Below are 16,227 nucleotides of genomic sequence, written 5' to 3'. Positions count from 1 at the left end.
TCATGGAAAAGCTGAAATGTGATCTGCTGATCCTCGGCGCCGGTTCCGGCGGCCTGTCGGTGGCTGCGGGGGCCAGACAGATGGGCGCCGACGTGATCCTGCTTGAAGGTCACAAGATGGGCGGGGATTGCCTGAATTACGGTTGCGTGCCGTCCAAGGCGCTGATCGCCAGCGCCAAGGTGGCGCACGGGATGGAACATGCCGCTGTTTACGGCGTCGCCGATGCCGTGCCGCAGGTCGATTATGCCGCTGCCAAGGACCACGTCGCCGACGTGATTTCCCAGATCGAACCCGTGGACAGCCAGGAACGGTTCGAGGGCTTTGGCGTGCGCGTGATCCGCGAGTACGGGCGTTTCGTGTCCGACCGTGAGGTCGAGGCGGGCGACTATCGTATTACCGCGCGGCGAATCGTGGTTGCCACCGGGTCCTCTCCGCTTGTGCCGCCGATTCCGGGGCTGGATGGCGTGCCCTACCTGACCAATGAAACGCTGTGGGAGCTGCGCGAGCGTCCGGAACATCTGTTGATCATCGGCGGTGGACCCATCGGGATGGAGATGGCGCAGGCGCATCGGCGGCTGGGCAGTTCCGTGACGGTGATCGAAGGCGCCAAGGCGCTTGGCAAGGATGACCCGGAACTTGCCGGGATCGTTCTGCAGGCACTGCGGGCCGAAGGCGTCGAGATCGCCGAAGAGGCCTTGGCGCAAGAGGTGCGCGGAACGGCGGGTGCCATCGAGGTCGAGGTCAAGGACGGGCGCGTCTTCCGTGGCTCTCACCTGCTGGCGGCTGTGGGGCGAAAACCGAATATCGACAGTCTGGGCCTGGAGGCCGCGGGAATCGAAACCACCAAGACGGGCATCAAGGTGGACGCCAGCCTGAAGACGACCAATTCCCGGGTTTATGCCATCGGTGACGTGGCCGGTGGAATGCAATTCACCCATGTGGCCGGCTATCACGCCGGGATCGTCATCCGTTCTGCCCTTTTTGGGCTGCCTGCAAAGGCAAAGACGGATCACATTCCTTGGGCCACCTACACCCAGCCCGAGCTGGCGCAGGTGGGCCTGACAGAGGAGGCGGCGCGTAGGGCACATGGCGACCGGATGGAAGTGGCGCGGTTCGACTACCACCACAACGACCGGGCCATTGCCGAACGCAGAACGCGCGGTGTCATCAAGGTCATGGTGGTCAGAGGCCGGCCCGTGGGCGTGTCGATCGTGGGGCACCAGGCCGGGGAACTGATCAATCTTTGGTCTCTGGTGATCGCCAACGGGCTCAAGATGAGCGCGGTCTCGAACATGGTTTCGCCCTATCCGACCATCGGGGAGATTAACAAACGCGCCGCGGGGGCCTATTTCTCTCCCAGGCTGTTCGAAAACGAGACGGTCAAGAAGGTGGTGCGGCTGGTCCAGCGCTGGCTGCCCTGAACACGGTAGGACATGGTCAACTCGCTTTCCGGACGTTTCCTGATCCTCACCATCATCTTCGTGATGGTGGCCGAGGTGTTGATCTTTGTCCCGTCGGTGGCGCGCTTCCGCGAGGACTACCTGCTGGCTCGGCTGGAACGGGCACAGATCGCCTCGTTGGCCTTGTTGGCCGACGAAATGATCGAGCCGGAGCTGGAGAAGGAACTGCTGGACAACGCGGGCGTCTTCAACGTGGTGCTGCGGCGAGACGAGATCCGTCAGTTGATGCTGTCCTCTCCGATACCGGGCGAGGTGACCCAGACCTTCGACCTGCGCGATGCGACGGCATGGGTGCTGATGCGCGATGCCATCCTTTGTCTGGTCGACCCCGAAATGCAGGTGATCCGGGTGATCGGTGATCCGCTGCGCGATGGAGGAGAGCTGATCGAGGTCACGATGGACAGCGCCCCCCTGCGATCCGCGATGATCGACTACGGCCTGCGCATCCTGCTGCTCTCGGCGGCGATCTCGATCATCACCGCCGGGCTGTTGTTCCTGGCGGTGCGATCCTTGCTGGTCAAGCCGATCAAGGGCGTGGTCGGACATATCGGTGCCTATGCCGAGGCGCCCGAGGACGCGCGGCGGATCATCACGCCCTCCGCCACGGTGCGAGAGCTGCGCGAGGCAGAGGAATCGCTGCAATCCCTTCAGACGCAGCTGACCCAGGCCCTGCGTCAGAAGGATCGGCTGGCGCAACTGGGCGGCGCGGTGGCCCGGGTCAGCCATGACCTGCGCAACATCCTGACCAGCGCGCAGCTGTTCACCGACCGGATCGAAATGTCCGAGGATCCGGCGGTCAAGCGCATGGCGCCCAAGCTGGTCAATTCGATCACCCGTGCAGTTTCGCTTTGCGAGAGCACGCTGGCCTTTGGCCGTGCCGAGGAGCCAGCGCCGGTGATGACCCTGTTCAACCTGGCGGAGTTGACCAACGAGGTGCTCGAGGCCGAGAGGCTGGCCATCGGCGAGGCCGACGTCTCGCTGAGCGAGGATATCCCGGCCGGATTGATGGTGCGCGGCGATCCGGAACAGATCTACCGGGCCCTGTCGAACATGGTCCGCAATGCGCGGCAGGCCATCGTGGCGACCTCGCAGTCGGGAGAGATCAACATTGCCGCGCGGATCGAGGATGCGGATTGGGTCATCACTGTGACCGACACCGGCCCCGGCCTGCCGCCCAAGGCGCGCGATCACCTGTTCCAGCCGTTCCAGGGTGGTGTGCGCAAGGGCGGCTCGGGGCTGGGCCTGGCCATCGTGGCCGAACTGGTCCGTGGGCATGGCGGCACCCTGAGGCTGGCGCGCACGGACGAGACGGGCACCTGCTTCGAGATCCGTCTGCCGATGGGAGACGTGGGCTGACGACCGCTGGTCGCGGTGTCGGCCGGGGTTTGTGGAAATTCTTTGGCCTGATCGAAAAAATCCGCGGATTGCCCCTTGCATCGTGCAAGGGTGGGCGGTAAACGCAGCCCTCACGGACCGATAGCTCAGCTGGATAGAGTACTTGACTACGAATCAAGGGGTCGGGGGTTCGAATCCTCCTCGGTCCGCCACTTACCCCTGAAAGTATAGGGGAAGTGGCGAAGGGCAAAACTGCCCGTCACGTTGTCCTCAAATATAGATGCTCTCGAAAGGAGCGCAGGCTCAGGCGCATCTTGCGTGGTATTCGCGTCGGGGTGACCATTAGGCGGTCACGTTTGCCCGTCGATTTTCGATTGCTGTCAGCATCTTGGCCTCTGCCAACCACTTAAAACCCGGATTGGGCGTGTTGCCGACGGTGACGAGGCCAATGCCAAGGTGCTTCGAAGTCCGGCCCGGCTGCGGTGGCTGGTGCGTGGGAACGACCGTGCTGTCGATCATGTGCGGCGCATGTGGCGCCGTTCCGCTCTTGTCTCGGGGATCCACGTTCTACTTGGCGTGGCCTGCCTATGTGCAACGCCGGAATTGCCGAAAGCTGCTGGATCGTTTCTCCAACACCGCCGGCAGGTCTCCGGTGCGGCGATCCAGTGCGTCCCACCAAGAATAGGGCGGTGTTTGAGCGGTTTGCGCCGGTTCGGAGCGTGGGCTGCCAAGGCGAACCGCTTGACGAATGCCCACATTCCGTTCGGCATCAGGTTTCGTGCCGGGTTGATCCCCTTCGCGGAAATCGGGCTGAAACGCGCCTGACACGGCGGTGAAGTCCCTTTTTGTCGATACGGCCTAAACCGAGGCTCGGTGGACCTCGATGCCGGCAGGGGCGAAATTGCTTTCTGTTTGCACATCCGTGACGACATGCGCGATGCGGTCGATGTCGCAGATCGATACCCGGCTTTCCGCTCCGATCTTGCGGGCGTCACACAGCATGATGCAGGTGTTGGAGCGGTCTATCATCTTTCGCGCAACTTCGGCTTCATGCAGTTCGTAATCGGTCGCGCCGCGCTCGATGCTCAGCCCAACGGGCCCGACAACCGAATAGTCGGTCAGGAAGCGATCGATTTCCGACAGGGTCAGTTCCCCGAATGTCGCCGGGACTTCGCCATGCGGGCTGCCACCCAAGAGCAAAGTGTCGATGCCTCCGACGGGGGCCAGGATCTGGGCGATTTCGATGCAGTTGGTTATGACCCGCAGGTCAGAGCGCTGCGTCAACGCAAGGGCAAATGCGCGGGTTGTCGTGCCCGCGTCGACGAAAAGTGAAGCACCCGCCGGAATCAGCTCTGCAGCCCGGCGCCCTATGGCCTGTTTCACTTCCGGTCTTTCTACCAGGCGGTCGCGAAAGGCGGCCTCGGGGCGTGCGTCCTGGACCACGGGCACTGCGCCGCCATGCACGCGGCGAAGGCTCCCCCTCTTTTCAAGGTCCAGAAGGTCGCGCCGTATCGTTTCGCGGGAAACGTTGAAGCGATCGGCCAATGCGTTGGTCTGAACCTTTCCGTCCCGCAGCAGGTCCGAAAGAATCGCAGATTGTCGCTCATGCGACCACATGGATGTGTGTGTTTGCTTGGAAATCATGTCCGGCGTTCCCTTTGCCCGCCTGTATTTGGTCAGTGTATCGGCCATTCTTCCGCCAAAAGTCCACGGAAAACCGCATGCGTTGTGGATGTGTGTTGTGGTTTTGTGTGTGGTTAGCATCGATATCGCGCTCATACGTCGCCTAAATGCCAAAAAATAGCGCATTTAGTGGTTTTGCATGTGTTTGTGAGGAAATGTGTGGATTTTTTGGTTCCAATGGTTGCATTGTGAAGGGGATCCGTCGTGACGGGTCGCTCAGGAACCATGAAGAGGGGCTTATGCTCGACCTAGCCGACGCACTTTCATTCGCTCAGACGACCGCAGACGCCGCGGGCAAGCTGGCCCTCAGTCACTTCCGCAACGAGCTTAGCGTCGAACACAAGGCTGACGACAGCCCGGTCACCATCGCGGACCGGATGATCGAGACCTACCTGCGTGAGCGCATTACGGAACGCTTTCCCGATCACGGCATCTACGGTGAAGAGCACGGGACCGAAGGTCTCGACCGCCGCTTTGTCTGGGTCGTTGATCCCATCGATGGCACCAAGAGCTTTGTCACGGGGCATCCGCTGTTCGGTGGTCTGATTGCCCTGTTGGACGAGGGAAAGCCGCGCTTGGGCCAGATCGACATGCCGGCAACCGGTGAGCGTTGGTGTGGCATTGACGGGTATGACAGCACCCTGAACGGCGTGGCCATCCGCACCAGCGGTTGCACCGACCTCGCGCGCGCCTATGCCTATACCACCGATCCCATGCTGTTTGCCGGACCTCGGGCGCCGATCTTCTCCATGCTGCGGGATCGCGTGCGCCTGCTGCGGTTCGGCGGGGATTGCTACAACTACGCACTCTTGGCCTCGGGCTATTGCGACCTCGTCCTGGAATGCGGGTTGGAACCCTACGACTACTTGCCGGTCGTTCAGATCGTGCAGGGGGCGGGCGGATGCATCACCGATTGGCAGGGGCAAGCCCTGCATGCCGGATCGACCGGCGATGTCGTGGCCTCTGCCACGCCCGAACTTCACGCGCAGATCCTCGCAGAATTGGCCCGCCTCCGCCTGGCAGAGCCAGCCTGACCCCCACCCAATGGGGGACTTGAAGAATTCATAACGCAAGACCCAACAGGAGAGAAAAAATGGACAGAAGAACCTTCATGCGGACAGCTGCGGCAGGCCTGGGGGCCGGCGCAGTGCAGCTAAACACCAATCTTCTTGTCAGCCCTGCGATGGCACAGGCGAGCCGGCCGTTGGTGTTCCTTTCGGCCGAGAACATCACCGGTAACTGGGATCCGATGGCGCATACAACGTTGTCCCAGTTCAATATCGAAGGCTTCGTGATGGGTTTTCTGACCCGCGCGCCGATGATGCCGGACAACCCCGACGAGGTGGTCTATGAACTCGCGACCGAACTGAACCTGCTGGACGCGACACACCTGGAAATCAAGCTGCGCGAGGGCGTGACCTTCCACGACGGAGAGCCGTTCAGTGCCAAGGACGTCAAGGCCACCTTCGAATACGGGGCCCAGCCGGCGCGCGCGCGCCAGGTTTACCCGGGATTCGCCGACACTTTCGAAGTGACCACGCCAGACGACTACACAGTGATCGTCGACACCACCAAGGGCGGTTACGGCGCGGCGATGTTCATCTTCCTCGCGTCTTATTTGCCGATCATGTCCGCAAAGGACATCGCACAGGGCCCGAATGGTGTTCTGAACCAGCGCCTGAACGGCACCGGGCCGTTCAAGTTCGTCGAGCAACGTGGCAATGACACCGTCATGGAGGCTTTCCCGGATTACTTCCGCGGTGCCCCTCAGATCCCGGGTGTGACTTTCTCTTATGTCGGGGATGCAACGACACGGATGTTGTCCCTGATGAACGGACAGGCCGACGTGATCGAACGCCTTGAACCCGAACAGGTTGAAACGCTGGCCAAGGAGGAAGGCATCGTTTTGAACCGGGCGGTGTCGGTCGAGAACAAGTATCTCTGGTTCCGCTGCTCCAAGCCGCCGTTCGACAACCCACTGGTGCGCAAGGCTGCGGCCCATGCCATCGACCGCTCTCTGATCCTCGAGGTCATGGGCACCGCGGGTGAGCCGTCTTCGAACTTCGTTTCGCCGATCAAGTTCGGTTACACCGATCTTGAGAACTATCCCGAATATGATCCCGAAGAGTGTCAGCGCCTGCTGGCAGAGGCGGGTTTTCCGGGCGGCGAAGGTTTGCCAGAACTTGAATACATCACCTCGACCGGCTTCTACCCCAAGACCAAGGAATACGGAGAACTGATCACCGTGCTGCTTCAGGAGCAGGGGTTCCCGGTCAAGCTGAACGTGATGGAAACGGCGGCGTGGAACGAGCGGCTGTACGACCGTCCGGGCGGTGGCCCCGGCCACATGATCGACTGCGGCTGGACGTCTGCATCGCCCGAGCCCGACCTTGTCCTGCGGACCCACTTCCACTCCACGTCCAAGCGGATCTGCGGCATCGAGGATCCAGAGATCGACGCGGCGCTGGATGCGGAACGTGACGCTCCGAGCCTCGAAGCACGCCGTGAGAGCCTGCAGACCAACCTGATGCCCATGCTGGCGGACAAGGTTCCGGCCTACAGCCTGTTCACCTCCGTGCTGATGCACGGCGTGCGGGCCGACGTGCAGGACCTGTTCATCTATCCCGACGGTACGGCCGACGCGTCGAAAACCACGCTGAGCTGACCCTGAAGGGGGGGGCTTCTCGGCCCCCTCGACCTTCCACTCCTGCCCTCTGGAGAAGCCCATGTTCCTAGCTCGATTTCTCGCAAGGCGACTCGCCCAGGGGGCGCTGATCGTCTTCCTGGTATCGGCCCTGATCTTCACCTTGCTCAGGGTCGTGCCCGGCGACCCCGTCCGGTTGATGGCCGGTGGTATGGCGCCCGAGGCTCTTATCGAGGAAATCGCCTCTGACATGGGGCTGCGTGATCCGATCTACATACAATTCGGTCGCTACATCGGCGGTATTCTGCAGGGCGATCTTGGGCAAAGCTTCGTGCGTCCCGCCAATGGTGCGGCGGTGGGCGGTGCCAGCTTCGACGACAGTACGCGTAGCGAAAGGGCCGAGGTCTGGACCCTGATCGCCGAAACGGCACCGATGACGCTGCAACTGGCCGTACTGGCGATGGCATTTGCCCTGGTGATCGCCTTGCCCATTGGAATTTGGGGCGGTCTCAGACCCGGAGGATGGCCGGATCGCTTCGCCCTGTACATATCGTCGGTCTTCGTCAGTCTCCCGAATTTCTGGCTGGGTATCGTGCTGGCGCTGCTGCTGTCGGTGAAGCTGAAACTGGTGCCGGCCATCGGTTATGAAGGGTTCGCCTATACGATCCTGCCCGCCTTCGTGCTGGCGATCGAAATCGCGCCATTCATCATCCGCACCCTGACCGTCTCCGTCGCCGGCGTCATGAGCCAGAGCTTCATCGACATTGCGGCGGTGCGCGGCCTGACGCGCAACCAGATCATTTTTCGACACGCGCTGAAGAATTCATCGGTGCCGCTCCTGAACCTGCTTGGCGTGCAGTTTTCCATGTTGCTGGGCGGCGTTCTCGTTATCGAATTCATCTTCGATTATCCCGGACTCGGCCTGTTGACCATCAACGCCGTGATGCAGCGCGACTTTCCCCTGATCCAGGGCATCGCCATCGTCACCGCCGCTGCCTTCGTCCTTATCAACATCATCGTCGATCTTGCCGCGACGACCATCGACCCGAGGCTGGAATACTGATGAGTGCCATAGACATCTCTCCCGACCTGCCGCCCAAGGCCCGTGCCAAGACGATCTCTGCGCGCATCTGGTCCGAGGCATTTGCTTCTACCGAGTTCCGCATCGGCCTGATCGTGTTCACCTTGCTGGTCGCGGCCGCTTCTCTCTATCCTTGGCTGTCTGACGTTGATCCGACAAAGATGAACATCCGTGCAAAACTGTCCCCGCCCATTCTGATGGGCGAGGGCTGGAGTTGGTCTCATCCGTTGGGTACCGACCAGCTGGGGCGGGACATGCTGGCCAGGACGCTCGTCGGCCTGCGCTACTCGCTGCTGATCGGAATCGCGACCACGATCTTGATGGTGGCGGTTGGCGCGATGATCGGCCTGTTCGCCGGATATTTCGGCGGGCGCGTCGATACGGTCTTGATGCGCCTCACGGATGCACAGCTTTCGATCCCGATGATCATTCTCGCCATCACGATCCTCGGTGTATCCCGACCGACGATCCCCTCCATTATCCTCGTCCTGGGACTTGCGGGCTGGCCGGTCTATGCGCGGGTCATGCGGTCGACCGTCATGGCCGAGCGCAAGAAGGAATTCGTCCGCGGTGCCATGGTTCTGGGCGCAACGGACTGGCGGATCATGTTTACCCTGCTTCTGCCGCTGGTGCTGCCCCCGCTGGTCTTCGTCGCCGTTCTCGACATCGCACGCATGATGATTTTCGAATCCGTGCTGGGGTTTCTGGGGCTCGGGGTGCAGCCGCCGACACCAACCTTCGGCAACATCATCGCAGACGGGCGCAAGTACCTGATGAACGCGTGGTGGATTGCCACGATGCCGGGTGTCTTTCTGGTCCTCACGCTGACCTCGGTCAACCTGATGGGGGCGGCCCTCGAACGCGCCCGCAACAAGATCTACGCAGGAGCCTGACATGTCGCTTGATATGGTACAGACCAAGACGTTGCTGTCGGTCCGCAATCTCACCGTCACCCTCACCGGCGAAGGCCGTGACGTCCTGAAGGATGTCTCATTCGACCTTGCGCCCCGGCAGATCCTGTCTGTCATCGGCGAAAGCGGTTCGGGCAAGACGGTGCTGGCGCGCGCCTTGGCCAGTTGGCTGTCCGAACCTTTGGCGGTCACTGGCGGCGAGATCCTGATCGAGGGGCGCGATCTGCTGAAGGATCCGGCCTATGCGCGCACCCTGGCCGGTCGCGAGATCGCATATGTAGGTGGCAACCCGGCCGGTGCGCTTGACCCGACGATGACCGTTGGCGCGCAACTGGTCGAGAAACTGCGCGCCGTCCGCCCGGAGATCAGTGCCGCCGACGCCCGGGAAAAAGCCATTCGCTTGCTGGAGGCGGTCAAGATCCCCGCCGCGGAACGCCGGTTTCACGAATATCCCTTCCAGTATTCCGGCGGCATGATGCAACGCGCCATGATCGTCGATGCGCTGATGTCCGATCCCGCGCTTCTGATTGCAGACAACATCACCCAACCGCTTGATGTTACGGTGGCGGCCCAGATCCTCAAACTGATGCGCGAACTCAACGAGGATTTCTCGACCGCAGTGCTGTTCATCTGTTCTTCGTTGCCGGTGGCCTGCGATGCGGCGGACGAGGTGATGGTCCTGCATGACGGTCGCGTCGTGGAGCGCCAGGCGCCAGATGCGCTGATCGACACGCCTCAGCACGGCTACACCCACAAGCTGATCGAGGAATTGCCGACCCTCTGGGCCGAGGGACGCGATCACGCCCAACCGCAGGATCGCGACCGGCGCGCCATCATGTCCGTGCGCGGCGTAGCCAAGCACTACGAAACGCGCAGCGCTTCGGGCAAGGCCCTGGTCCAGGCCGTCCGCAACGTGGAATTCGATGTCTTCCCCGGTGACAACTTTGGCATCGTTGGGGAATCAGGCTGCGGGAAATCCTCGTTGATGCGGCTTTTGACCGGATTGGAGCGTCCGGACGCCGGGTCGATCTTTTTCGAGGATGAGAACGTCGGAGAGGCAAGCCCCAAACGTTTGCGTGCGCTGCGGCGCAAGTTTCAGCTGGTCTTGCAGGACCCCTACGGCTCGTTGCCCCCGCAAAGCGCCATCGGTGCGATCCTCGAAGAGCCGCTGAAGATCCACGCCATCGGCAATCGCGCCGAACGCCGTGATCGCGCCCGCGCGGCCATGTCCGAGGTCGGTCTGCCCACGGATCTCTATGACAGCCTGCCAACGGGTCTATCGGCGGGTCAGCGGCAACGTCTCAACGTGGCGCGTGCCATGGTCCTCGAGCCGCGGCTGCTGATCATGGACGAGACGCTGTCCGCGCTGGATCAGACCGAACAGGGCAAATTGCTGAACCTTTTCGAACGGCTGCAGGCACAGCACGGATTCACCTACATCTTCATCAGCCATGACCTGACGATGGTGCGGCAGGTCTGTTCGCGCATTGCCGTCATGTACCTGGGCGAAACCGTCGAGGTTGCCCCGAACGAGCGCCTGTTCTTCGATCCGGGTCATCCCTATAGCCGCGCGCTCTTGTCTGCCGCACCGACGCTGGAAGAGCGGCGTTACCGCCCGGAGGACTGCCTTATGGAGGGCGAGCCACCATCGCCTATCGACCTGCCGCCGGGATGTGCCTTTGCAGGGCGCTGTCCCCAGGCCTTCGACCGCTGCCTGACCGAAAACCCGCGCCTGAGAAGCCGCGGCGGGCAGGCGCTGGCAGCCTGCCACCTCAACGACCCAGGAGAGTCCTGATGCCGGACACCATCGACCTTTGCCACATCGACGCGGATCTTCTGCACGCCTTGATGGCGCAGGTTTCCACCTTTGGCGATACCGGTGACGGCGGCGTCGACCGCCCGGTGCTGACCGACGCTCACCGCGATGCCCGGAACTGGTTTCGGTCGGAACTGGAGGCGCGGGGGTACACTGTTCTTGTCGACAACATCGGCAACCTGTTCGGTCGGATCGACCTTGCCGGGCCGGATGCGCCCCTGGTCATGGTGGGGTCGCACCTTGACAGCCAACCCAAGGGTGGCCGTTTCGACGGTGCCTATGGGGTGGTCGCGGCCCTTGCCGCCATCGAAACCCTGCGAGCCGACATGGCCGAGCGGGGCGAGGTGCCCCGCTGCAATTACGTGATCGCGGACTGGATGAACGAGGAAGGCGCCCGCTTTCAGCCGTCTCTGCTGGGGTCTTCGGTCTTTGCCGGCAGCGTGACCCGCGATTTTGCTCTGTCGCGCGTCGATCGCGATGGCAAGACGGTCGAACAAGAGCTGATCCGTACCGGATTCATGGGCGACAGCCGGTCCCCGCAGCCCGACATTTACCTCGAAATCCATATCGAGGGCGACGACAAGATGGAGACCTCGGGCGCGCGCATCGCCCCCTTTGTCCGGCATTGGGGGGCGCTCAAGGTCCGCATCGAAGTGACCGGAGAGCAGAACCACACTGGCCCAACCCCGATGGAGGACCGCCGCGATGCACTGCTGGGCGCGGCACATATCATCACCAAGGTACGCGCGCTGAGCGAAGACGCGCAGGACACGCTCTATACCTCGGTCGGACGATTGGATGTCTCTCCGAATTCGCCGAACATCGTTCCTGGCAAGGCCGTTCTCTTCTGTGAATTGCGTGCGCCAGAGGCAGAGGTTCTGGAATGGGCCGAGGCCGAGTTGCGCGATTCCTTGCCGGGGCTGGCGTCCAGTGCCTCGGTCGAGGCGCGCATCGTGGCGGTCGACCGACGCCCCGCCGGGAAATTCGATGAGCGCCTCGTTTTGCTATGCGAAGCCGCGGCGCGGGACTTTGACCTGCCTTTGATGCAACTGGATACCACGGCGGGCCATGACGCGGTGGCCCTGAACGCGATCCTGCCGTCGCTGGTGTTCGCCGTGCCGTCCGTCGGCGGCGTCATTCACCGCAACGACGAATACACGACCCCCGAAGATCTCGCTGCAGGGGGCGACGTGCTTTTGGAAATGCTTCGCCGGATCGACGCGGCTGGCGGGAATCTGGACCAGACAGGAGGTGCCGCATGACTGCGCCCAGCACAGGAACCGTCACTGACGCCATGATGGCCGGCACGCTTCTGGCCGCCGGACTGGATCCGGAGGCGGCGCAGGCCGGCCCCGCCGCCCTGGCTTCGCCCAGCTACCAGGCGCTGGAAAGTTGCTCTGCCATCGTCGGCGGGACATTCGTCAAACGGATGCATCCGGAAGTGATGCCATTCTTCGATCCCGAAACAGCCATCGCCGGGGCCAAGCTTTCGGTGGCCGGGCCCAGCGTACTGTGGTCCGATCCCGCGACCTGCGCCCTTGCCATGGACGCGGCGCCCTCCGGCTTTTTCACGGCCCGCCAGCATCATCTGCAAGATGCCGAGACCCTGAGCGCCGTGATGCACGCGCTCAAGGCGCAACATGAAGGGCCGGCGCTGCCCGGGCGTTTCGATCCCTTCGCCCAGATCGACCGGGTGATCGAAGCGCATGGCGCGAATGGCATTCCCTTGCCGGACGACATCCTCTACCTGCGCCGCCTGATAGCGCAGGCCGAAGCCCTGGCCGAAAGCGCGCCCCTAGCGCCCTGCCGCAACGATGGCAGCGCATCGAATATCCTGCTCGGCCCCGGCAACAAGGTGCTGCTGGTCGATTTCGACCGGGCCGGCATGAATGATCCGCTGTACGACCTGGGGGCGCTGATGGCCGAAGTGACGGACCTTGAATCCGACATGGTCGCGGCCTTCACCGCCTATCACGGGAGCTTTGATCCGGTGCTCTTTGCCCGCGCGCGGCTGTGGTCGCATGTGGACGACCTGCTGCACGCGCTCTGGGCGCGGCTGATGGCGCACACGTCGGAACGCAGCTCGGTGGAATGGCTGAAATACGGGGAATGGCGCCTGCTACGCCTGCGCGTGATGCTGCGCCATCCTGCATTCGAGGAGAAACTGCGCATCACGGAGGTGGCCGCATGATGATGAAACCCCTTGGCTCTGCCGTGCACGAGATGGAAGAGACCATCGAGCGGATCATTCGCGATGCCCCGTTGTTCGGTGGCGGCAAAGGCATCACCTACGGGCCCGTGTCGGGCGGTATCTCCAACGAGAACTGGCGCGTGCAAAGCGAGGACGGTGGCGATTGGTTCGTCAAGGTTCCCGGAAACGGCACCGAGATGTTCATCGACCGCGAGGCGGCAATGGATGCATCGCGCAAGGCCGCAGCGGCGGGCCTCGGACCGCGCGTGCATGACGACCTGGCCCACCGCGGGGTCGAGATCAACGACTTCCTGCCAGACCGTCGCGCCTCGACGAACTCTGACTTTCTCGATCTTGGCAATTGTCGCGCGGCCATCGGCGCCTATCGAACCATGCACGGACTGCCCGAGTTGGGACTGACCAAGACGATCTTCGACATGATCGACGAACATGCCGGGCAGATCGCGACGTTGGGTGGCCGGAAGTACCGCGAAGACAGCTGGCTGATGCTCAACACGCAGTTGGCCAAAGAGGCTATCGAGGCCTCGGGTTATGATATGGTGCCATCCTTCAACGACCCGATGCCGGGCAATTTCATGATCGCCGAGGACGGGTCGATCATGTTGATCGACTACGAATACTGCTCGATGAACGACCGTTGCTACGATTTGGGCATCTGGTTCGGCGAGATGTTCTTTACCCCGGACCGCGAATTGGAACTGATCGAGGAATACTTTGGCGAAGTCCGCCCCGAAATCGTGTCCCGGATCACCGTTCACAAGGCGCTTGCCGATGTGAAATGGGCCCTGTGGTCCATGGTGCAGCTCAAGATCTCTCGACTGGAATTCGATTTCCACAAATACGGCATGTGGAAGAAGATGCGCGCCCGGTCGATCATGGAAGACCCGGATTGGGCGCTGCATCTGGCGAGGCTCTGATGGGCACCTACTCCGGTATCGTTCAAGGCGAGCGTTTCACTTTTGATGGCCTCGCGCGTCTGCTTGCAGTCGCGACACCGGAAAAGTCCGGGGACCAGCTTGCCGGGATTGCGGCCTCCTCGGCAAGGGAGCGCGTTGCGGCGCGGCGAGCCTTGGCGGATCTGCCACTGCGCACCTTCCTGCAAGAAGCGGTCGTTCCCTACGAGAGCGACGACGTCACGCGGCTGATCATCGACACGCATGACGAACGGGCCTTTGCCCCCTTCGCGGCGATGTGTGTCGGCGATCTGCGTGACTGGTTGCTGGGCGAGCAGGCGAACACCGCCAGCCTGCGCGCGGCAGCACCGGGCCTGACGCCCGAGATGGTCGCCGCCGTCAGCAAGCTGATGCGCAACCAGGATCTGATCCGTGTTGCCCGCAAATGCGAGGTCGAGACAGCGTTTCGGAACTCGTTGGGCCGAAAGGGGCAGTTGTCGACACGGCTGCAGCCAAATCACCCGGCGGATGATCCGCGTGGTATCGCGGTGGCGATCCTCGACGGGCTGCTCTTTGGTGCCGGCGACGCGGTGATCGGCATCAATCCCGCCACGGACAATCTTGAAAACGGTTACGGCCTTCTGTGCGCTCTTGACGACATCCGTGGCTCTTTGGGCATTCCGACGCAGACCTGCGTCCTGACCCATGTCACCAACGCGCTGGCCCTGCTGGAGCGCAATGCCCCGATAGACCTTATATTTCAGTCGATTGCGGGAACGCAGGATGCGAACGACGGGTTCGGCGTCTCTCTGGAAATTCTTCAAGAAGCATGGGAGGCAGGGCTGGCCGCGGGCCGTGGTACGGTCGGTCAAAACATGATGTATTTCGAGACGGGGCAGGGCGCGGCCTTGTCCGCTGATGCCCATCATGGTGTGGATCAACAAACCCTGGAGGCCCGCGCCTATGCGGTTGCCCGCGCCTATGACCCCTTGTTGGTCAACACCGTGGTCGGGTTCATCGGTCCCGAGTACCTGTATGATGGCCGCCAGATCATCCGCGCCGGATTGGAGGACCATTTCTGCGGCAAGCTGCTGGGCCTGCCGATGGGGGTCGATGTCTGCTACACCAACCACGTTCAGGCCGATCAGGACGACATGGACGTACTCGCCACGCTGCTGACCAGCGCGGGCGTGAACTTCCTGATCACCGTGCCCGGCGCCGATGATCCGATGCTTGGATACCAGAGCCTCGGATTTGAAGACCTGGCCTATCTGCGAGAGACGACGGGACTGCGCGCCGCGCCGGAATTCGAAGCGTGGCTGGACGCAATGCGCCGCGACGGCGGGTTGCTGGCGGGACAGTCAGCGGTCCTCGAAGACATCGGGTTGGTGGCATGATCGTTTCGACCGCAGGTTTGATGGGGCTGACACCGGCCCGTGTGCGGCTGGACGCCGCCGGGACCCCACTTCCCCTGTCGCGTTTGCTTGCCTTTCAAGAGGACCATGCCAGCGCGCGGGACGCGATCTTCGAACCGTTGGATTGGGCCGGGATCGAAACAGCGGTTGGCCCTCTGCATCACATTCGTTCCCAGGCGCGCAATCGTCAGGAATATCTTCGGCGACCGGACCTTGGACGGAAGTTGCATCCCGAGGTCACGATTGCACCGTCGGCGCCAGATCTGGCCATTGTGCTTGCGGATGGGTTGTCGCCGCCGGCTCTGGCCTTGCAGGCCCCGGACTTGGTGCGCGCCCTGCGCAACACCTGTCCAGAAGCGCGCCAAGCGCCTGTCTTTGCGGCCTCTGAGGCGCGCGTCGCGCTGGGCGATGCCGTGGGCCATGCGGCGCATGCCAAGATGGTATTGATCCTGATCGGAGAGCGCCCGGGTTTGACCGTTTCCAACAGCCTGGGGGCCTACCTGACCTATGCTCCCAAACCGGGCATCCGGGACAGCGCACGCAACTGCGTCTCGAACATCCACGACAAGGGCGGTCTGAGCGCGCAGGAGGCGGCCGCACGTCTTGCCTGGCTCATCGAAATGGCGCAGGCGACAGGGCAGACCGGAGTCGGCCTCAAGGATGCAAGTCCCGGCATTGGCGCCGAAATCCAAGGACCTTGATCGCCGGACGCCGGTCGCCATCGACTCTTTTTGTTGTATGCTGCGTTATCCTCGCCGATGGCCCGGGGAGTATCAT

The 16,227-nt window shown here is 62.5% G+C and carries 14 protein-coding genes and 1 tRNA gene; 13 read left to right on the top strand and 2 right to left on the bottom strand.

What is annotated here, in order from left to right:
• The first annotated feature begins 2 nt into the window (after window positions 1–2).
• The 3 genes from ACQY5B_RS21415 to ACQY5B_RS21405 all read left to right on the top strand — a co-directional run bounded on the left by ACQY5B_RS21415 (window position 3) and on the right by ACQY5B_RS21405 (window position 3,007).
• Window positions 3–1,421 (top strand): dihydrolipoyl dehydrogenase family protein, encoded by a 1,419-nt coding sequence (locus ACQY5B_RS21415; protein ID WP_420327516.1) that lies wholly within the window; start codon window positions 3–5, stop codon window positions 1,419–1,421.
• 12 nt (window positions 1,422–1,433) lie between these two features.
• Entirely contained in the window at window positions 1,434–2,816 is a 1,383-nt protein-coding gene (locus tag ACQY5B_RS21410) for a sensor histidine kinase (RefSeq protein WP_420327518.1), read from the top strand.
• A gap of 114 nt (window positions 2,817–2,930) precedes the next feature.
• Window positions 2,931–3,007 (top strand) — tRNA-Arg (locus tag ACQY5B_RS21405).
• A gap of 130 nt (window positions 3,008–3,137) precedes the next feature.
• Here the strand turns inward: ACQY5B_RS21405 and ACQY5B_RS21400 are convergent.
• Window positions 3,138–3,314 (bottom strand): hypothetical protein, encoded by a 177-nt coding sequence (locus ACQY5B_RS21400; RefSeq protein WP_420327520.1) that lies wholly within the window; start codon window positions 3,312–3,314, stop codon window positions 3,138–3,140.
• 339 nt (window positions 3,315–3,653) lie between these two features.
• The gene (locus tag ACQY5B_RS21395; RefSeq protein WP_420327522.1) at window positions 3,654–4,604 is read right to left on the bottom strand and encodes a DeoR/GlpR family DNA-binding transcription regulator; all 951 of its coding nucleotides are present in this window, start codon (window positions 4,602–4,604) and stop codon (window positions 3,654–3,656) included.
• 113 nt (window positions 4,605–4,717) lie between these two features.
• Here ACQY5B_RS21395 and hisN point away from each other — a divergent pair, with 113 nt between their 5' ends.
• The 10 genes from hisN to eutC all read left to right on the top strand — a co-directional run bounded on the left by hisN (window position 4,718) and on the right by eutC (window position 16,151).
• Entirely contained in the window at window positions 4,718–5,512 is a 795-nt protein-coding gene (gene hisN / locus ACQY5B_RS21390) for a histidinol-phosphatase (RefSeq protein ID WP_305968069.1), read from the top strand.
• Between the two features lie 59 nt (window positions 5,513–5,571).
• Window positions 5,572–7,143 (top strand): ABC transporter substrate-binding protein, encoded by a 1,572-nt coding sequence (locus tag ACQY5B_RS21385; RefSeq protein ID WP_305968070.1) that lies wholly within the window; start codon window positions 5,572–5,574, stop codon window positions 7,141–7,143.
• A gap of 61 nt (window positions 7,144–7,204) precedes the next feature.
• On the top strand, window positions 7,205–8,185 hold the full coding sequence (locus ACQY5B_RS21380; RefSeq protein ID WP_420327523.1) for an ABC transporter permease: 981 nt from the start codon (window positions 7,205–7,207) through the stop codon (window positions 8,183–8,185).
• Window positions 8,185–9,096 carry an ABC transporter permease gene (locus ACQY5B_RS21375; protein ID WP_420327524.1) on the top strand — a complete coding sequence of 304 codons (912 nt, stop codon included), beginning with the start codon at window positions 8,185–8,187 and terminating at the stop codon, window positions 9,094–9,096. The genes ACQY5B_RS21380 and ACQY5B_RS21375 overlap by 1 nt, the downstream gene beginning before the upstream one ends.
• 1 nt (window position 9,097) lies before the next feature.
• Window positions 9,098–10,909: an ABC transporter ATP-binding protein gene (locus ACQY5B_RS21370; protein WP_420327525.1), complete on the top strand. Its 1,812-nt coding sequence runs from the start codon at window positions 9,098–9,100 to the stop codon at window positions 10,907–10,909.
• Window positions 10,909–12,192, top strand: coding sequence for a Zn-dependent hydrolase (locus tag ACQY5B_RS21365; RefSeq protein WP_420327526.1), 1,284 nt, complete (start codon window positions 10,909–10,911; stop codon window positions 12,190–12,192). The genes ACQY5B_RS21370 and ACQY5B_RS21365 overlap by 1 nt, the downstream gene beginning before the upstream one ends.
• Window positions 12,189–13,121, top strand: a complete 933-nt coding sequence (locus tag ACQY5B_RS21360) for a phosphotransferase family protein (protein ID WP_420327527.1) — start codon at window positions 12,189–12,191, stop codon at window positions 13,119–13,121. Before ACQY5B_RS21365 ends, ACQY5B_RS21360 begins: the two co-directional genes overlap by 4 nt.
• Complete coding sequence (locus ACQY5B_RS21355) at window positions 13,118–14,059, top strand: phosphotransferase (RefSeq protein ID WP_305968076.1); 942 nt, start codon at window positions 13,118–13,120, stop codon at window positions 14,057–14,059. The genes ACQY5B_RS21360 and ACQY5B_RS21355 overlap by 4 nt, the downstream gene beginning before the upstream one ends.
• Window positions 14,059–15,432, top strand: coding sequence for an ethanolamine ammonia-lyase subunit EutB (gene eutB, locus ACQY5B_RS21350; RefSeq protein ID WP_420327529.1), 1,374 nt, complete (start codon window positions 14,059–14,061; stop codon window positions 15,430–15,432). The genes ACQY5B_RS21355 and eutB overlap by 1 nt, the downstream gene beginning before the upstream one ends.
• Window positions 15,429–16,151, top strand: a complete 723-nt coding sequence (gene eutC / locus ACQY5B_RS21345; RefSeq protein WP_420327530.1) for an ethanolamine ammonia-lyase subunit EutC — start codon at window positions 15,429–15,431, stop codon at window positions 16,149–16,151. The genes eutB and eutC overlap by 4 nt, the downstream gene beginning before the upstream one ends.
• Window positions 16,152–16,227: the final 76 nt, after the last annotated feature.

Source organism: Antarctobacter sp., assembly GCF_965277915.1.
In the GTDB taxonomy this organism is placed as follows: domain Bacteria; phylum Pseudomonadota; class Alphaproteobacteria; order Rhodobacterales; family Rhodobacteraceae; genus Antarctobacter.
Note: the sequence above shows the minus strand (reverse complement) of the source record. Positions and strands in the feature narration are given on the sequence as shown.